Annotated in this window: 17 protein-coding genes; 4 read left to right on the top strand and 13 right to left on the bottom strand. The window is 70.7% G+C overall.

Translation table 11 applies throughout. The annotated features are described in order from the left end of the window. Nucleotides 1–5: 5 nt before the first annotated feature. From KCH48_RS01200 to KCH48_RS01175, 6 genes are read right to left on the bottom strand one after another with little or no spacing between them, the layout of a single operon-like run. On the bottom strand, nucleotides 6–1,112 hold the full coding sequence (locus KCH48_RS01200; RefSeq protein ID WP_210569462.1) for a serine hydrolase: 1,107 nt from the start codon (nucleotides 1,110–1,112) through the stop codon (nucleotides 6–8). Further along, a complete protein-coding gene (locus KCH48_RS01195) occupies nucleotides 1,109–2,554 on the bottom strand; it encodes a class I adenylate-forming enzyme family protein (protein ID WP_307840768.1) in 1,446 nt (481 codons plus the stop codon). The genes KCH48_RS01200 and KCH48_RS01195 overlap by 4 nt, the downstream gene beginning before the upstream one ends. Before the next feature lie 3 nt (nucleotides 2,555–2,557). Next, nucleotides 2,558–2,974, bottom strand: coding sequence for a MaoC/PaaZ C-terminal domain-containing protein (locus tag KCH48_RS01190; protein WP_210569460.1), 417 nt, complete (start codon nucleotides 2,972–2,974; stop codon nucleotides 2,558–2,560). Beyond that, a complete protein-coding gene (locus KCH48_RS01185; RefSeq protein ID WP_210569458.1) occupies nucleotides 2,974–3,414 on the bottom strand; it encodes a MaoC family dehydratase N-terminal domain-containing protein in 441 nt (146 codons plus the stop codon). The genes KCH48_RS01190 and KCH48_RS01185 overlap by 1 nt, the downstream gene beginning before the upstream one ends. A gap of 18 nt (nucleotides 3,415–3,432) precedes the next feature. Continuing rightward, a complete protein-coding gene (locus KCH48_RS01180; RefSeq protein WP_210569455.1) occupies nucleotides 3,433–4,278 on the bottom strand; it encodes an enoyl-CoA hydratase-related protein in 846 nt (281 codons plus the stop codon). 4 nt (nucleotides 4,279–4,282) lie between these two features. Then, nucleotides 4,283–4,777, bottom strand: a complete 495-nt coding sequence (locus KCH48_RS01175) for a PaaI family thioesterase (RefSeq protein ID WP_210569452.1) — start codon at nucleotides 4,775–4,777, stop codon at nucleotides 4,283–4,285. A gap of 126 nt (nucleotides 4,778–4,903) precedes the next feature. On the opposite strand from KCH48_RS01175, the gene KCH48_RS01170 reads away from it, so the two are divergent. Beyond that, the gene (locus KCH48_RS01170) at nucleotides 4,904–6,115 is read left to right on the top strand and encodes a CaiB/BaiF CoA-transferase family protein (RefSeq protein ID WP_210569449.1); all 1,212 of its coding nucleotides are present in this window, start codon (nucleotides 4,904–4,906) and stop codon (nucleotides 6,113–6,115) included. Between the two features lie 31 nt (nucleotides 6,116–6,146). On the opposite strand, the gene KCH48_RS01165 is transcribed toward KCH48_RS01170, so the two are convergent. Further along, nucleotides 6,147–6,896, bottom strand: a complete 750-nt coding sequence (locus KCH48_RS01165) for an SDR family NAD(P)-dependent oxidoreductase (RefSeq protein WP_210569445.1) — start codon at nucleotides 6,894–6,896, stop codon at nucleotides 6,147–6,149. 113 nt (nucleotides 6,897–7,009) lie between these two features. After that, nucleotides 7,010–8,020, bottom strand: coding sequence for an NADP-dependent oxidoreductase (locus KCH48_RS01160; protein ID WP_210569442.1), 1,011 nt, complete (start codon nucleotides 8,018–8,020; stop codon nucleotides 7,010–7,012). A 111-nt stretch (nucleotides 8,021–8,131) separates the two neighbouring features. On the opposite strand from KCH48_RS01160, the gene KCH48_RS01155 reads away from it, so the two are divergent. Then, entirely contained in the window at nucleotides 8,132–8,680 is a 549-nt protein-coding gene (locus tag KCH48_RS01155) for a TetR/AcrR family transcriptional regulator (RefSeq protein ID WP_210569439.1), read from the top strand. Between the two features lie 64 nt (nucleotides 8,681–8,744). Here KCH48_RS01155 and KCH48_RS01150 read toward each other — a convergent pair whose 3' ends face one another. The 4 genes from KCH48_RS01150 to KCH48_RS01135 are packed head-to-tail and all read right to left on the bottom strand — an operon-like array spanning nucleotide 8,745 to nucleotide 12,343. Beyond that, nucleotides 8,745–9,497, bottom strand: coding sequence for an SDR family NAD(P)-dependent oxidoreductase (locus KCH48_RS01150; protein ID WP_210569437.1), 753 nt, complete (start codon nucleotides 9,495–9,497; stop codon nucleotides 8,745–8,747). After that, complete coding sequence (locus tag KCH48_RS01145) at nucleotides 9,498–10,010, bottom strand: nuclear transport factor 2 family protein (protein ID WP_210569435.1); 513 nt, start codon at nucleotides 10,008–10,010, stop codon at nucleotides 9,498–9,500. Further along, complete coding sequence (locus tag KCH48_RS01140; protein ID WP_210570874.1) at nucleotides 10,007–11,185, bottom strand: acyl-CoA dehydrogenase family protein; 1,179 nt, start codon at nucleotides 11,183–11,185, stop codon at nucleotides 10,007–10,009. The genes KCH48_RS01145 and KCH48_RS01140 overlap by 4 nt, the downstream gene beginning before the upstream one ends. Before the next feature lie 48 nt (nucleotides 11,186–11,233). Then, on the bottom strand, nucleotides 11,234–12,343 hold the full coding sequence (locus KCH48_RS01135) for an acyl-CoA dehydrogenase family protein (protein WP_210569433.1): 1,110 nt from the start codon (nucleotides 12,341–12,343) through the stop codon (nucleotides 11,234–11,236). A gap of 84 nt (nucleotides 12,344–12,427) precedes the next feature. Between KCH48_RS01135 and KCH48_RS01130 the strand changes: the two genes are divergently transcribed. Then, the gene (locus KCH48_RS01130; RefSeq protein ID WP_210569431.1) at nucleotides 12,428–13,249 is read left to right on the top strand and encodes an enoyl-CoA hydratase/isomerase family protein; all 822 of its coding nucleotides are present in this window, start codon (nucleotides 12,428–12,430) and stop codon (nucleotides 13,247–13,249) included. Between the two features lie 10 nt (nucleotides 13,250–13,259). Beyond that, nucleotides 13,260–13,760: a MaoC/PaaZ C-terminal domain-containing protein gene (locus KCH48_RS01125; RefSeq protein ID WP_210569430.1), complete on the top strand. Its 501-nt coding sequence runs from the start codon at nucleotides 13,260–13,262 to the stop codon at nucleotides 13,758–13,760. Here the strand turns inward: KCH48_RS01125 and KCH48_RS01120 are convergent. Continuing rightward, entirely contained in the window at nucleotides 13,739–15,136 is a 1,398-nt protein-coding gene (locus KCH48_RS01120) for a glycoside hydrolase family 1 protein (protein ID WP_210569427.1), read from the bottom strand. The two genes, KCH48_RS01125 and KCH48_RS01120, sit on opposite strands and share 22 nt — an antisense overlap. Nucleotides 15,137–15,206 lie beyond the last annotated feature (70 nt).

The raw sequence follows: 15,206 nt of genomic DNA, 5'->3' as shown, positions 1-15,206 counted from the left end.
CCCACTCAGTCCGTGAGGTCGGCCGCCAGATCGGCGACGTTCGTCATGAAGGCCGTACCGCGCCGCGAGTGGTCGTAGCCGGCGAGCGGGTAGCCGTTGCTCAGCAGCGCGAAGGACACCCCCGTCTCCGGGTCCATGAAGCCCAGTTGATAGGCGGCTCCGGCGTTCCCGAAGAGTGACGGCGAGCCGGTGGACGGCAGCCCGCTGCCCGCGTCGGGTCCGGCGACGGTGACGAACAGCCCCATGCTCGTCCGCCGGCTGCCCCCGCCGCCGTAGACCTGGTCGCCGTAGGGATGCTCGGTCAGCCGAATCCGGGTGCCCTCGGCCACCGCCTCCGGCTTCCACAGGCCCGAGTGCTCCAGCGCCTGGAAGTACAGGGCGACATCGGCGGCGGTGGCGACGAGCGCGTGACTCGGCTCGCCCGCCGCCAGCACCTCAGGGTCGGACAGATACCAGGGACCCCAGGGGTCGGGCTTCTGGTCGTCGTCGGTGCGATCGGTGGCCGTCATCGGGGCGACCGTGCCGGGCTGTTGGTCCACCGGTACGCCCAGCTCGATCGACGCCAGGCCCAGCGGACCGACGATCCGCTCGCGGAGATGGTCGGCGAAGGGCAGGCCCGTCCGGCGCTCCACGATCTCCGCGATCAGCCAGGCGGCCGAGGTGAGATGGAACTGGAAACGGCTGCCCGGCGGGTAGTCGAGCCGCCAGCGGCCGAAGGCGGCCAGGCGCTGCTCGCGGTCGAGCATCTTCGGATGGCCGAGCGGCGCGAAGGGGAAGCCGGCGGTGTGGGTGAGCACCTGCTCGACCGTCACCGTCTCCTTCCCGTTGGGCGCGAACTCCGGGATGATCGCGGCGACTTGCTCCCCGAGGTCGAGCAGGCCGTCGCCGATCAGCTTCCACACCGCGCCCGCGACGATCGACCGGCCCACGGACTGCAGGATGTAGCGGGTGCCCGGCCGGGCCTCCCCCCAGGTCTCGAAAGCCACCAACTTCCCCGCGTGGGCGACGGCGACCTGTGTGGACGGCAGCGGGCCGTGCTCCACCTCCAGCCTGATCCTGCGCAGCAGCACATCCAGCCGGTGCGGGTCGACGCCCGCGGATTCGCGTGTCATGTCACTCTCCTGCTCAGACTGCGGCGCAGCACCTTGCCGTTGGCGTTGCGCGGCAGGTCGGCGACGAAGCTCCAGCGGACGGGGACCTTGAAGCCGGACAGCCTGGCGCGGGCGTACGCCCTGAGCGTGTCCGGTCCGGGCGGTGCGGTGGGGTCGGCGGCGACGACGAAGGCGACGACCGTCTGCCCGAGGCGGTCGTCCGGTACGCCGGTGACCGCCACGTCGGCGACATCGGGATGGGCGGCGAGGACGGTCTCCACCTCCAGTGGATGGACGTTCTCCCCGCCCCGAATGATCATGTCGGTCTGCCGCCCGGCGAGATAGAGATAGCCGTCCGCCGAGACCCGCCCCAGATCGCCGCTGCGCAGCCAGCCCGCTTCGTCGATCCGGAAGAAATGGTCCGCGCGGGCGTCGATCTCGCCGATCCCGTCCGGCCCGGGGTCCCGCACCCGCAACTCGACGCCGGGCGCCGCCCGTCCGACGGACCGCAGCAACTCGGTGCGCCCGGCGATGGCCTCGCGATGGTCGTCCGGGGTGAGCACGCTGATCGGTGAGCCCTCGGTCTGCCCGAACATGTTGAGCATCCGGACCCCGGGCATCTGCTCGTACGTCCGCCGCAGCGTGCCGGGGCGGATGGGCGCACCGCCGTACTGGAGGACGCGCAGGCTCTCGTGCCGGGCCTGTCCGGCGGCCAGCAGCGTCTCCAGCATGGCGGGGACCATGCTGGTGTGCGTGGTGCCGAGTTCGCGGAGCCGGGCCCAGCCGTCGACGGTGAACCGCGGCAGCCCGGTGATCAGTGCTCCGGCGGCGAGCGCGACGGCGATGTTGCCCAGGCCCGCGATGTGGTGGAAGGGCGCGCTGCCGCCGTAGAAGCTGTCGGCGTCCAGCGCGCAGAGTCCGCCGTTGACGCGTGCGCGGGCGGCGAGCCGGCGTTGGCTCATGGGGACGGGCTTGGGTGCTCCCGTCGTGCCGGAGGTGTGCAGGACGGCGGCGAGTTCGTCCGGAGCAGCTGTAAGTGACCTGGAGATACAAGGCAGTTCGGGTATCACGACCGTCTTGCGGCCGGTGAGGTGGGCGACTTCGTCACCGAGGTGCGCGAACTCTGCCTGGACGACCATGACTTCTGACGTGCCCGCCGAGACCACCGCCGCGATCTCGTACGGCGTCATCCGCACCCCGAGCGGTGCCAGGGGGTGTCCGGAGCCCGCGCCGCCGATCACCAGGGCGAGGGCGTCGGCGGAGGTGGCGATGAGGGCGGGGACGGGTTCACCGGTTGCGAGGCCGAGTGAGTCGAGCCAGTCGGCGGCGCCGCCCGCCCGGTCGAGGAGTTCGCGTCCGGTCCAGCACTCGCCGCCGAACCGGGTGGCGGGGCGTGCGTGGTCGTAGGCGCGGTTGACCATAGCGGTCCAGGTGTCCTGCTCGACTGCGCCTGGGCGGTCCACGGTTCAGGGCTCCAGGCGGGCCGTCGCGGTGCCGGTGACCACCTCGCCGCCGTCCTGGTTCACCGTGCGCAGGGAGAAGTGGGCGACCGGACCGGCCGGTGTGTCCTCGACGGACTCGACCGTGGCCGTGGCGGTGAGGGTGTCACCGGGCCACACCTGGGCCTTGAAGCGCACGCCGAAGGTCAGCAGCGACTCGATGCCGACCCAGTCGGTGAGCACCCGTCCGGTCATGCCCATGGTGAGCATGCCGTGGGCGAAGACGCCGGGGTAGCCCGCGGTCTGCTTGGCGAACAGCTCGTCGGTGTGCAGGGGGTTGAAGTCCCCGGACGCACCCGCGTACTGGACGATCCGGGTGCGTTTCAGGTCCTCGACGAGCACGCTCTCGCGGGTCTCGCCGGCCTTGATGTCGTCGACGTGCATCACGAGTCCTTCCGGGTGGCGGGGCCCTCGGGGACGACGGCCACGGTCAGGGCGGTGACGACCTTCTCGCCGTCGGCGTCCCGGTATTCGGTGATCCGCTCGCTGAACAGCAGCAGCCCGGTGCGGCCCCGCTTCTCCCAGCTGCGCCCGGGCACGGTGTGCGCGTACAGCGTCTCCCCCGCGCGTACCGGGCGGTGGTACTCGAAGTGCTGCTCGGCGTGGAGTCCTCCGCCGCCCTCGGGCATCGTCCCGGGGCCGCCTCCGGAGCCGAACCACTCCTGTCCCGGCTTGGGACGCAGGTGGTACTCCGGGTCGTAGTGCGCGCTCGCCATGGCGAACGTCGGCGGCGCGAACCGCTCGTATTCCGGGTTCTCGTCGCCGATGGCGCGGGCGAACATCATGATGTGCCCGGCCTCGACGGGGAATGGCTGCCCTGTCATGTCTCGTCGTCTCCTCGGTCAGTACGGCAGAAACGCGTCGCGGGTGGCGTCCTCGGGATCGAAGTCGGCGGGCAGCCCCTCGAACTTCGGCTCCCGCTTCTCCACGAAGCTCGCCACGCCCTCACGGAAGTCCGGCGACCCGGCGAAGAACTCCATGGCCGAGTACGAGCGGGCCAGCGCCTCCTCGAACGGCCGGTCCAGATCGCCGTACACCTGATGGCGTACGACGGCCATGGCGCGCGGCGAGCAGTTGCGGGCGATGTCGCGGGCGTAGGCGCGGGCCGCGTCGAGCAGGTCCTCGGGCTCCACGACCCGGCTGACGAGCCCGAGTTCCTTTGCCTCGTCGGCGTCGAAGACGCGGCCGGAGAGCAGGAGGTCGAGGGCGTTCTCCAGGCCGACGACGCGGGGCAGGACGTACGGCATGTTGTACTCGCCCGCCAGGCCCCGGCGGGTGAAGGCAGTGGTGAAGCGGGCTCCTCGGGCGGCGAAGCGGATGTCGCAGATGAGGGCCTGGACCAGGCCGATGCCCGCGCAGGCGCCGTTGATGGCGGCGATGAGCGGCTTCGGCATGTCGCGCTTGCTGTACATCGGCACCCGGGCCTGGAGATTGAGGGACTGGCCGGGCTGGGAGTTCTGCTCCAGCCGCTGGACGTCCATGCCGGGGCAGAACGCCCGGCCCGAGCCCGTGATGATCACGACCTTCACCGACGGGTCGTGTGCGGCCTCCTCCAGGAGCGCGAAGAAGCGGCGCTCCATGGGGATGCTCCAGGCGTTCTTGCGTTCGGGCCTGTTGAGGGTGAGGGTGGCGACTCCGTCCTCGTCGACCTCGTACAGCACCAGGTCCTGATCGGCTTGCTCGGGCACGTCGTCACTCCTCCGTCAGCGGTTCGATGGGGTCGCCGACACCGGCCCGTTCCCCGGAGATGGTCACCACCACCTGGCCTCGCGCGCAGATCCGGCCGTCCGGCATACGTACCTCCACGTCGGCGAAGTGCAGCCGCCGGCCGCGTCGGACGCAGCGCGCGTGGGCGACGGCCTCCCGGCCGCGGGCGGGCGCGAGGTACTGCACGGACATCGACACGGTGCTCAGCAGGCTGCCCTTGTCGAAGTCGTGCCCGGCGATCACGGCTCCGGCGCCCGCGGTGTCGATGAGCGCCGAGATCACCCCGCCGTGGAAGACGCCTTCGTGGGCGGAGAGCGACTCGGCGTAGGGCAGGACCATCTCGATGCCGTCCGGGTCCCAGCGCAGGATGCGCATGCCGCAGTCGCGGTTGAACTTGACCCCGCGCTCCCAGCGGGTCCGGAACCACTCGCGGCGTTCGCGCTGTTCCTGGTCGGTGAGGCTCCTCGCCGCGACGGTCATCCGCGCACCTTCCGGTCTCTGCCTCGCAGTGCAGATCCATATAGTTACATGATTCAACGCCATCCGCGAGGAGTAGATGTAGCATTTATCTAACTCATTAGAAACTCGAGAAGGGGAGGGTGCTCGATGCCGTCTACCGCCCTGGCCGGGATCCGCGTCCTCGACCTGTCCCGCATCCTCGCGGCCCCGCTGGCCACGCAGATGCTGGGCGACCTGGGCGCGGAGGTGATCAAGGTGGAGCGGCCGGGCAGCGGCGACGACTCCCGGACGTACGGGCCGCCCTTCCCCGCCGGCCCGGACGGCGAGCGCACCGACACGGCCGCGTTCTATCTCGCCTGCAACCGCAACAAGCGGTCGGTCACCGTCAACCACGCCACCGCCGAGGGCCAGGAGCTGATCCGTGCGCTGGCCGCCCGGTCGGACGTCGTGGTGGAGAATTTCCGCGCGGGGACGCTCGCGAAGTACGGGCTCGACCACGAGAGCCTGCGCGCGCTCAACCCCCGGCTCGTGTACCTCTCCGTGACCGGCTTCGGCCAGACCGGGCCGTATGCGCAACGCCCCGGCTACGACGGCATCTTCCAGGCGATGTCCGGGATGATGAGCGTCTCCGGTCACCCCGAGGAGCCGATGAAGGTCGGCGTCAGCATGGTCGACATCCTCACCGGCCTGTACGCCGCCACGGCCGTGCTCGCCGCTCTGCGGCACCGGGACACCACCGGCGAGGGCCAGTTCATCGACCTGTCCCTGCTGGACTGCGGGCTCGCCTCGCTGTCCCACTTCGCGATGAACTACCTGGTGTCGGGTCAGGTCCCGCAGCGGCGCGGGAACGGGGGCTACGGCGGCATCCCGTCCCAGGCCTTCGAGTGCAAGGACAAGCCGATCTTCCTGGTCGCGGGCAACGACAAACAGTTCGCCGCCTTCTGCACGGCGGCCGACCGTACGGATCTGTTGCAGGACCCGCGGTTCGCCTCGACGTCCGCCCGGATCGCGCACCGCGAGCAGATCCTGCCGGTGCTGGAGGAGATCCTCCGCACCCGGACCCGCGACGAATGGCTGGCCGTCCTGGACGAACACGACGTCCCCGCGGGCCCGTTCAACGAGATGCCCGAGGTCTTCGCCGACCCCCAGATCCGCCACCGCGAGATGCTGGTCGAGGTCGAGGACCCGCTCTCCGGCCGACTCCCCCTGCTCGCCAATCCGATCCGCCTGTCCGCCACCCCCGTCGACGGCTACACCCCGCCGCCCGCACTGGGCGAGCACACGGCCGAGGTGCTGGGCAGGCTGGCGGGGGTGACGGAGACGCGGCTGGCGGAGCTGCGTGCGCGGGGGGTCGTCTAGGGCCTGGTTGGGAAAGCTGGGACAGCGCTGGTCAGATCTGGTTCTCGCCGCCGTCGACGTACAGGTTGGCTCCGAGGATGAAGCTGCTCCGCTCGGAAGCGAGGAAGGCGACCACATGGGCGACCTCGGCCGGGTCCGCGATCCGGCCGAGCGGGACGCCCGCGGCGAACTGCGCCTTGGTGACGGACGCGTCCTCCGCGCTGACCACGGCGTCGAGTCCGGGCGTGTCGATGGTGCCCGGGGAGATCGCGTTGACCCGGACGTTGCGGCTCTTGAGCTCGTTGGCCCAGGTCCGGGCGAAGGACCGGATCGCCGCCTTGGAGGCCGCGTACGTGCCGAACGCCGCGACCCCGTCGTCGGCGCGCACCGAGGAGTTCAGGATCACCGACGCGCCGTCGTTGAGGAGAGGCAGCGCCTTCTGCACGGTGAACAGCGTGCCGCGCACGTTGACACCGAAGATCTGGTCCAGGTGTTGCTCGGTGGTCTGCTCCAGTGTCGCGAGCGCGCCGCTCCCCGCGTTCGCGAAGACCACGTCCAGGCCCCGGCCCCGGGCGCGGACCGCGTCGTACAGGCGGTCCAGGTCGGCCAGGTCGGAGACATCACCGGCCACCGCGGTGGCCGCCGACGGGCCGATGGCCTCCACGGCCGCGTCCAGCGCGGTCTTGCGGCGGCCGGTGATGAACACATGCGCACCCTCGGCCGCGAGTCGCTTCGCAGCCGCCAGGCCGATCCCGCTGCTGCCGCCGGTGATGACGGCGGTCTTACCTTCGAGCTGTCCCATGCCCATGACCTCCACGAATTTCCGCACCGATCGGTACTGAACGATGCCGAACGGGACCGTAGCACATCTGCACCGATCGATACGGAAGTGGCCTGACGCTAGGAACTGTCCGCCTAAGCGACCGTGAGCACGATCTTGCCCTGGATGTGCCCTCGGGCGGCGCGTTCGTGTGCCGCTCGGGCCTCCGCGAGCGGAAACGTGCTGTCGATCGCGACGCGGACCGTGCCGGTGTCGAGCAGGCGTCCCAGTTCAGCGAGTTGCGTGCCGTGCGAGCGGACCTGGGCGATCGAGACCGTGACGTCCAGCTTGGCGGTCTCCGCTTCGTCGAATTCGCCCGGGAACACCGGGAAGAGGGCCCCGCCGCGCTTGAGTGTGCGCAGGAGGCGGCTGCTGTGGGGGCCGCCGACGGTGTCGAGAACGAGGTCGACGTCGTGCACGAGTTCCTCGGGACGGCTCTTGGTGTAGTCGATGAACTGATCGGCGCCGAGCTCACTCAGGAACCATTCGTGCGCGGCCGACGCCACCGCGATGACACGCGCACCCTTCCACTTCGCCAGCTGTAGCGCGAAGTGCCCCACTCCACCCGCGGCTCCGTTGATGAGCACCGTCGTGTCGGCGTCGAGCGCCGTCGGACGATGCCGCGCCTCCTGGAAGGGCGACGGGTGATCGTGTCCGACGTCGATCAGGAACTGCCATGCCGTCAGCCCGGCCATGGGCGCCCCGGCGGCGTGCACGTGGTCGATGCCGGCCGGCTTGCGTGCGAGGTCCGACACGGGCGCGGCCACGTACTCGGCGTATGCGCGGCCGTCGAAGCTGGGGAAACGCAGAAGACCGAAGACTTCATCACCTACGGCGAGGCCGTCCACGTCCGCGGCGACGGCCTCGACGACGCCCGACACGTCGGTCCCGGGAATCACCGGCAGGCTGACCGTCGACTCCGCCTCCCCGGGCATCTTGGTCAGTCCGCCGCGCAGGTACCAGTCCGGAGGGTTGACGCCGGCCGCGTGCACGCGAGCGAGCACCTCACCCGGCCCCGGCTCGGGAATCGGCACCTCGTCGTAGCGCAGGACTTCAGGGCCGCCGTGCTCATGGAGCCGGACCGCCCTCATCGTGTGTGTCGGCATCGTTTTCTCCTGCCCGCACTGCGGGATAGGCTTATTCGGATCAGCGATCCACATAAGTGGACCACTGATCCGAATATATGGACCACTGATCCGGATAGTCAAGAGGGACAGATGCGGGCCGACGCCAGGAAGAACCGCGACCACGTGCTCGCCGTAGCGGGCGCCGCCATCTCAGAGCAAGGCGTCGATGTGTCACTGCGCGACATCGCGCGCAGGGCCGATGTCGGGCTCGCGACCCTGCTGCGGCACTTCCCGACGCGCGAGGCGCTGCTCGAGGCCCTGCTCCACACGAGTTTCGAGGAACTGACGGCAAAGGCAGGCGAGTTCGAGACGTCGGGCTCGCCCGAAGACGCGCTCGTGTCGTGGCTGCGCGACTGCGTGGCGTGGACCACCGAGTACCGGGGCGTGACCGTGCTGATGGCAGCCGCCATCGATGACCCCGAATCCGCACTCCACGCCTCGTGCGTCACCCTGCGCGCAGCGGGTGCGCGACTCCTCACCCGTGCCCAGGCCGCCGGCACGGCGCGGAGCGATATCGACGGCACCGACTTGTTCGCACTGATCGCGGCGCTCGCCTGGCTCGGCGATCAACCCTCGCTCGCGCCACGTGCCGATCGCCTCTTCGATGTGGTCGCGAGCGCGATCCGCGCCCGTACCTGAAATCGCCGGCGCGGGGAACTGCGCGACCAGCCCCCACCGGCCCGCAGCCGGCGAACCGCATCCCTCACCCGATCAGCGTCCGACCACCCTCCAACATCAGCGTCGCCCCCGTCAGATACGCCATGTCGTCGCTCACCAGCGCCGCCACCGCCCGGCCGATGTCCTCCTCCGGATCACCGAGCCGCCCCAACGGAATGTCCGCGGCGAGACGTTCGGCGTGTTCGGGATGGGCGGTGAGATACAGCTCCGCGGCCGGGCTGAGGGCGGCCGGGCAGATGACGTTCACCCGGATGCCGTAGGTGCCCCACTCCCGTGCGGCGACCCGGGTCAGACCGCGGATCGCCTCCTTGGCCATCGCGTAGGACGCGAAGGTCGGATCGCCCTGGACGGCGGTCGACGAACCGAGGTTGACGACGCTGCCCCGGCTCTCCCGCAACCAGGGCAACGCGGCCTGCATCGCGTGGAAGGTCGCCAACGGGCCGCTGCGATAGGCGAGTTCGAGATCGTCGTACGACGTCTGCTCGAGCCGCCGCTGAACCGAGGACTGCGCGTTGTTGACGAGCACGTCCAGCGCGCCGAACTCCCGTAGCGTCTGAGCCACCATGTGGTCGACGTCGGAGCGTTCGCATACGTCCCCCACGACGGTGTGTGCCCGGCCCCCGCGCCCGGCGATCTCCGCGGCCGTGTCCTTCAGCTTGCTCTCGGTGCGGCCCGTGATGACGACGGCGGCGCCCTCGGTGGCCAGCGCGAGCGCGATGCCGCGGCCCACGCCCTGGCCGCCGCCGGTGACCAGCGCGACCTTCCTCTTGAGTCGCATTCACGTCTCCTTCCAGAAGGCGGCCCAGGTGGGAAAGGCGTCCGGCAGTGCTGGTTCACCGGCCCTCGCCCAGCTGTCGAAGCCGACGGACTGCGGGCGTTCGGTCACATCGGCCGCGTACCAGTGCTGTTCGCGGCGACGGGAGAAGTACCACTCGCCGCCCACGCGCGCGTAGTCGTCGAGATAGCGGATCGCCATGACGATCCACCGCTCCCCCACCTCGTGTTCGGCCCGGCAGTACACCGAGCCCGTCGCGGTGTCGCGGCCGGTGAACTCGACGCGGTGACCGCAGATCTGGTGGATGGAGCGGTGGAAGCCGCGGACGAGCGGCTCGATGTAGGCGCGCAGGGCCTGCCTGCCGCTGCCGTGGCGGCCCATGTCCACGTCGGGCCGGAAGCAGCCGACCCAGGCGTCGAGGTCACGGCCGTCGACCGCGAGGGCGTAGCGGATGGGGAGTTGCTGGATGGCCAGCTGGGACTCGATGCGGTCGATACGGTCCGCCGGCCCGCTCATGGCCGCGGGTCCTTCGGGAGTCCGAGCACCTGCTCGCCGATGATGTTGCGCTGGATCTCGCTGGAACCGCCGTAGATCGTCTCCGCGAGGGAGAGCAGGAAGGACCGCTGCCGGGTGTCCAGGCCGTAGTCCTCGCCGACGATCTGCCCGGCGGGGCCCGCCAGTTCCATGGCCAGATGGCCGAGTTGCTGGTGGCGCGTGGAGGCGTACAGCTTCGCCGTGGTCGCCTGGGCGCCGGGCGTGCGGCCCGCGATCAGTTCGGCCACGGTCCGCATGTTGGTGGTGCGCATGATGCGTACGGAGATCCAGGCGTCCAGGATCCGGCGGCGCAGCATGGGATCGTCGAGGGCGCCGCGCTCCCGGGCCAGTTCGATCAGGGCGTCGGCCTCGCGCTCGTAGCTGAGCTGGAGGGGCAGCAGCGTGGTGCCGCGTTCGATGCCGAGGGTGGTCATCGCCGTGCGCCAGCCGCCGCCGACCTCGCCCACGACCAGGTCGGCGGAGGTGCGTGCGCCGGACAGGAAGACTTCGGCGAACTCGTCCTGGCCGGCCAGATTGCGGATCGGGCGGATGTCGACGCCGGGCTGGTCGGTCGGCACCAGCAGCATGGTCAGGCCCTTGTGCCGCTGGGAATCCGGGTCGGTGCGGGCGAGGACGTAGAGCCAGTCGGCGTGGTCGCCGAAGGACATCCAGACCTTCTGCCCGTCGATCACCCACTCCTCTCCGTCGAGTCCGGCCCTGGTGCGGACGGACGCCAGGTCGGAGCCGGCGCCGGGTTCGCTGAAGCCCTGGCCCCACAGCTCCTCCACGGCGAGGATCGGCGGCAGGAAGCGCTTCTTCTGCTCCTCGCTGCCCGTCGCGAGCAGCATCGGGCCGAGCAGGTCGAGGGCGCCGCAGGTGGCCCGGTAGGGGGCGTTGGCCCGCGCGTACTCATACTCGAAGACGATCTCCTCGACGAGGCCCAGCCCCCGGCCGCCGTACTCCTTCGGCCAGCCCACGCCCAGCCAGTTCCCGGCGGACAGCTCGCGGTCCCAGGCCAGCCGCACCTCCCAGGCGGCGCCGTCGGTCGGGCCGCCCACCCCTTTGTGCTCGGCGAACTCCCCCACCAGGTGCTCGGCGAGCCAGTCGCGCAGCTCGTCGCGGAAGTCGCGTACCGCGGGTCCGAAGTCCAGCTCCATGTCGCTCTCCGGGATCTCCATGACGCTCTCCTAGATCTCCTAGATCTCCTAGATGCCGAGCCGGGCGGCCAGCAGCTCCCGGTGGTACGCGGGCGTCCCCAGCAGCACCTCGGAGCTCTTGGCCCGTTTCAGATAGAGGTGGGCGGGGTGTTCCCAGGTGAAGCCGATCCCGCCGTGCACCTGGATGCTGTCGCCCGCGACCTTGGTGAACGCCTCCGAGCAGAAGGCCTGGGCCAGCGCCGCGGCGATCGCGGTCCGCGTCTCGTCCCCGGCGTCCAGTGCCCACAGGCCGCCGTACGCCGCCGAGCGCGCCGACTCGATCTCGGTGAGCATGTCGGCGCACTTGTGCTTGACGCCCTGGAAGGAGCCGATCGGCCTGCCGTACTGGACGCGGATCCTCGCGTAGGACACGGCGGTGTCCAGGGCCGCGGCGGCTCCCCCGACCTGTTCGGCGGCGAGCAGGACGGAGGCGGTGGCGAGGGTGCGGCGCAGTGCGGGCCAGGCGGTGCCCTCGGTGCCGATCAGCCGGGCGGGGGTGTCCCGGAACTCCACGCGGGCCTGTTTGCGGGTCTGGTCGAGGGTGGGGAGGAGGGTGCGGGTGAGGCCCGGGGCGTCGGCTTCGACGGCGAAGAGGCTGATGCCGGACGCGGTGCGGGCGGCGACCAGGAACAGGTCGGCGAGATGGCCGTCGGGGACGTACGTCTTGACTCCGGTGAGCCGGTTGTCGTCGCCTGCCGTGAGGCCGATGCCCGTCTCGTCCCAGCGGCCGTTCTCCTCGGTCAGCGCCAGCGTGGCCACCGTCGCGCCGGACGCGATGCCGGGCAGGAGGTCGGCGCGGGCCTGCTCGTCGTCGCAGCGCAGGAGCGCCTCGGCGGCCAGGGCCACGGTCGCGAAGTACGGCGCGCAGAGCAGGGCGCGGCCCGCCTCCTCGAAGACGATGCCGAGATCGACGTAACCGAAGCCCGAGCCGCCGTACTCCTCCGGTATGGCGAGTCCCTGCAGGCCGAGTTCGGTGGCCATGCGCCGCCAGACCACGGCGTCGAGACCGTGCGGGTCGGCGGCGAGGCGGCGTACGGCGGCCTCGCCGGAGTGCCGGGCGAGGAACGCGCGTACGACCTTGCGCAGTTCGTCCTGCTCCTCGCTGAAGGTGAGATCCATCCCGAGCTTCCCGTCCTCGGTGTTGCCCGCCCAGATACAGTTAGATAATTATAGTATCCGAACGGAATACACCAGGAGCATGACGTGACGGATCCCTATGAGCAGTTCACCAGCCTGACCTTCGAGCGGCCCGCGCCCGGGGTGCTCCGGATCGTGCTCGACGCCCCCCACCTCAACGCGGTCGACCCCAGGATGCACGGCGAGCTGGCCGACATCTGGCCGGTCGTCGACCGGGACGACGACGTGCGCGCGGTCCTGGTCCAGGGCGCGGGCAAGGCCTTCTCGGCGGGCGGGACCTTCGACTCCATCGAGGCCATGACGGAGGACTACTCGGTGCGGGCGCGGGTGATGCGTGAGGCGCGGGACATGGTGTACGGGGTGATCAACTGCTCCAAGCCCGTGGTGTCCGCGATCCACGGTCCCGCCGTCGGCGCCGGGCTGGTGATCGGCATGCTGGCGGACATCTCCGTGGCCGGGCGCCGGGCGAAGATCGTCGACGGGCACACCCGGCTCGGCGTGGCGGCCGGCGACCATGCGGCGATCTGCTGGCCGCTGCTGTGCGGCATGGCCAAGGCCAAGTACTACCTGCTGACCTGCGAGACCCTCACCGGCGAGGAGGCCGAGCGGATCGGCCTGGTCTCCAAGTGTGTCGACGACGGGGAGGTGCACGCCGAGGGGCTGCGCCTCGCGACCGCGCTGGCCGCCGGCCCGGCCAGCGCGCTGAGCTGGACCAAGCGCTCCCTCAACCACTGGTACCGCACGGCGGGGCCGCTCTTCGAGGCCTCGCTCGGACTCGAGTTCTTCGGGTTCGGCGGGCACGAGGTCACCGAGGGTCTCGCCGCCCACCGTGACAAGCGCGCCCCGGACTTCGAGGGCGTGGCCGCCAAGCACCCGCTCGACCTCTGAGGAGCCCACGATGACATCGGAGCCCACCATCAGTGAAGTCCCCCTGCTCGTCCGGGGGTTGACGTACGAGGAGATGCCCGTCGGGCAGATCTTCCGCACCGCCCGCCGCACCATTACCGAGACCGACCTGGTCAACTTCGTCACCTGGGGCGGTTTCACCGAGCCGCTCTTCTGGGACGCCTCGCACGCCGCGGACGGCGGCTACACGGGCCGGCTGGTGCCGGGCGGGCTGACGTACTGCCTCGCCGAGGGACTGGTGCTGCAGACGAACGTGCTGCACGGCACGGGCCTGGCATTCCTGCACATGGAGTTGTCGGTCAAGGGTCCGGTGTACGTCGGTGACACGCTGTACGCCGTCGTCGAGACGACGGACTCGCGGCCGTCCAGCAAACCGGGCCGGGGCGTGGTGACCAGCCGCATCTCCGTCCGCAACCAGCGCGACGAGGAGGTGCTCGTCTACACGCCGGTGCGGCTGATCCGCGGCAGGGACTACGAGGCTCCGGCGCTCTGAGCCCGCGGCACCGCGTGGAGTCCGGTGGGCGATCCGGTGGGGGCGGGTGCGAACGCTCCCCCGTGGATCCAGTCCGCGGGCATCGGCGGACGGGGCGGCGGTGTGCGCTCGGGGACGCCCATCGCGTACAGGCGGGTGTAGCGCAGCTTCGCCTCGATGTTGTCGAGCACCGACCAGTACTCGTAGCCGCACACGTCGACTCCGCGCGACACGACCCGGGCCAGCCAGGACAGCCGGGCCCCGAGCTGCGCCCGGCGCCGGGCGTCGTCGCGGCGGCCCCGGTGGTCGACGAGGTCCAGGTCGCCCATGCCGTTGTCGACGATGGACAGGGGTGGCAGGAGGTCACCGTAGAGGTCGTGCAGGTCGGCGACGGCATCGGCGAGGCCCTCGGGGAGGATCGGCCAGCCGTACGCCGTGGTCTCCACGTCGTCGAAGGGGATCAGGGCGAAACCGAGACCGACGAGCAGCCGGTTCACCTCGTTGAGTGCGCCGAGGCACTTCATCACCGGGAGCGCCCTGGGCAGGTTCTCCGGCGCGGTGACGCGGAACGGGGTGTACCAGGACAGGCTCAGCAGGTCCTGCGCGGTGGCGATGGTGTCCAGGTCGCCGGGGCGTACGCAGCCGGTGGCCTCGACCGGTGAGACGTCGTCCTCGGTGACCATGTGCTCGCCGAGCAGCATCGGATCGAGGAACATCCGGTTGGTCCAGCTCTCCAGCCGCTCCACGGCCAGGCGGTCGTACGGGTCGTCGGTCGCCGCATAGCCGCCGACGAGGGTGACCGTGGTGCCGATCCGGCCCTGCGCGCCGGTCGCCCTCAGCGCCTGGGTGGCGAGCCCGTTGGCGAGCAGGATGTGGTGGACCGCGGGCAGTCCCGCCCTGCCGATACCTCGGCTCGGGGGATACATTCCGGCCACGTGGTCCGCGAGCGTGGGGCTCGCCAGGTCGGTCGAGGTGACCCAGCGGTCCACCCGGTCGCCGAAGCGGCGGCCCATCTCGGCCGCGTACTCGGCGAAGCGGTTCGCGGTGTCGCGTACGAGCCAGCCGCCGGAGGCGTCCAGCCACGGCGGCAGCGACAGATGGAGCAGGGTGAGGCTGGGCTTCAGACCGAGGGCGAGCAGGGAGTCGAGGGCGCGGTCGCAGCGGTCGAGGGCGGTCCGGTCCCACAGGCCCGGCCCCTCGGGCTGGAGCTGCGGCCAGCCCGCCACGGCCCGGTGGGTCGTGGGGGCGACACCGAGCACTTGCCGGACGTCGTCGGTCCACTGCCGGAAATGTCCGCCCTGGTCGGGCGGGGGCATCGGGGCCGCCGCAAGGGCGTCCGCGGTGGCCGTCCCCCAGTCGACACCGCGGTAGGAGTCGTACAGAGAACCATCGCTCATGGTCACCGTCCAGGCGATGAATGGTTTAGCGCATTCAACTCAATGCTCGCCGTCCGGACGCTAACACTTC

This window comes from Streptomyces sp. GESEQ-4, assembly GCF_017948455.1.
In the GTDB taxonomy this organism is placed as follows: domain Bacteria; phylum Actinomycetota; class Actinomycetes; order Streptomycetales; family Streptomycetaceae; genus Streptomyces.
This window is presented reverse-complemented; position numbering and strand designations above follow the sequence as displayed.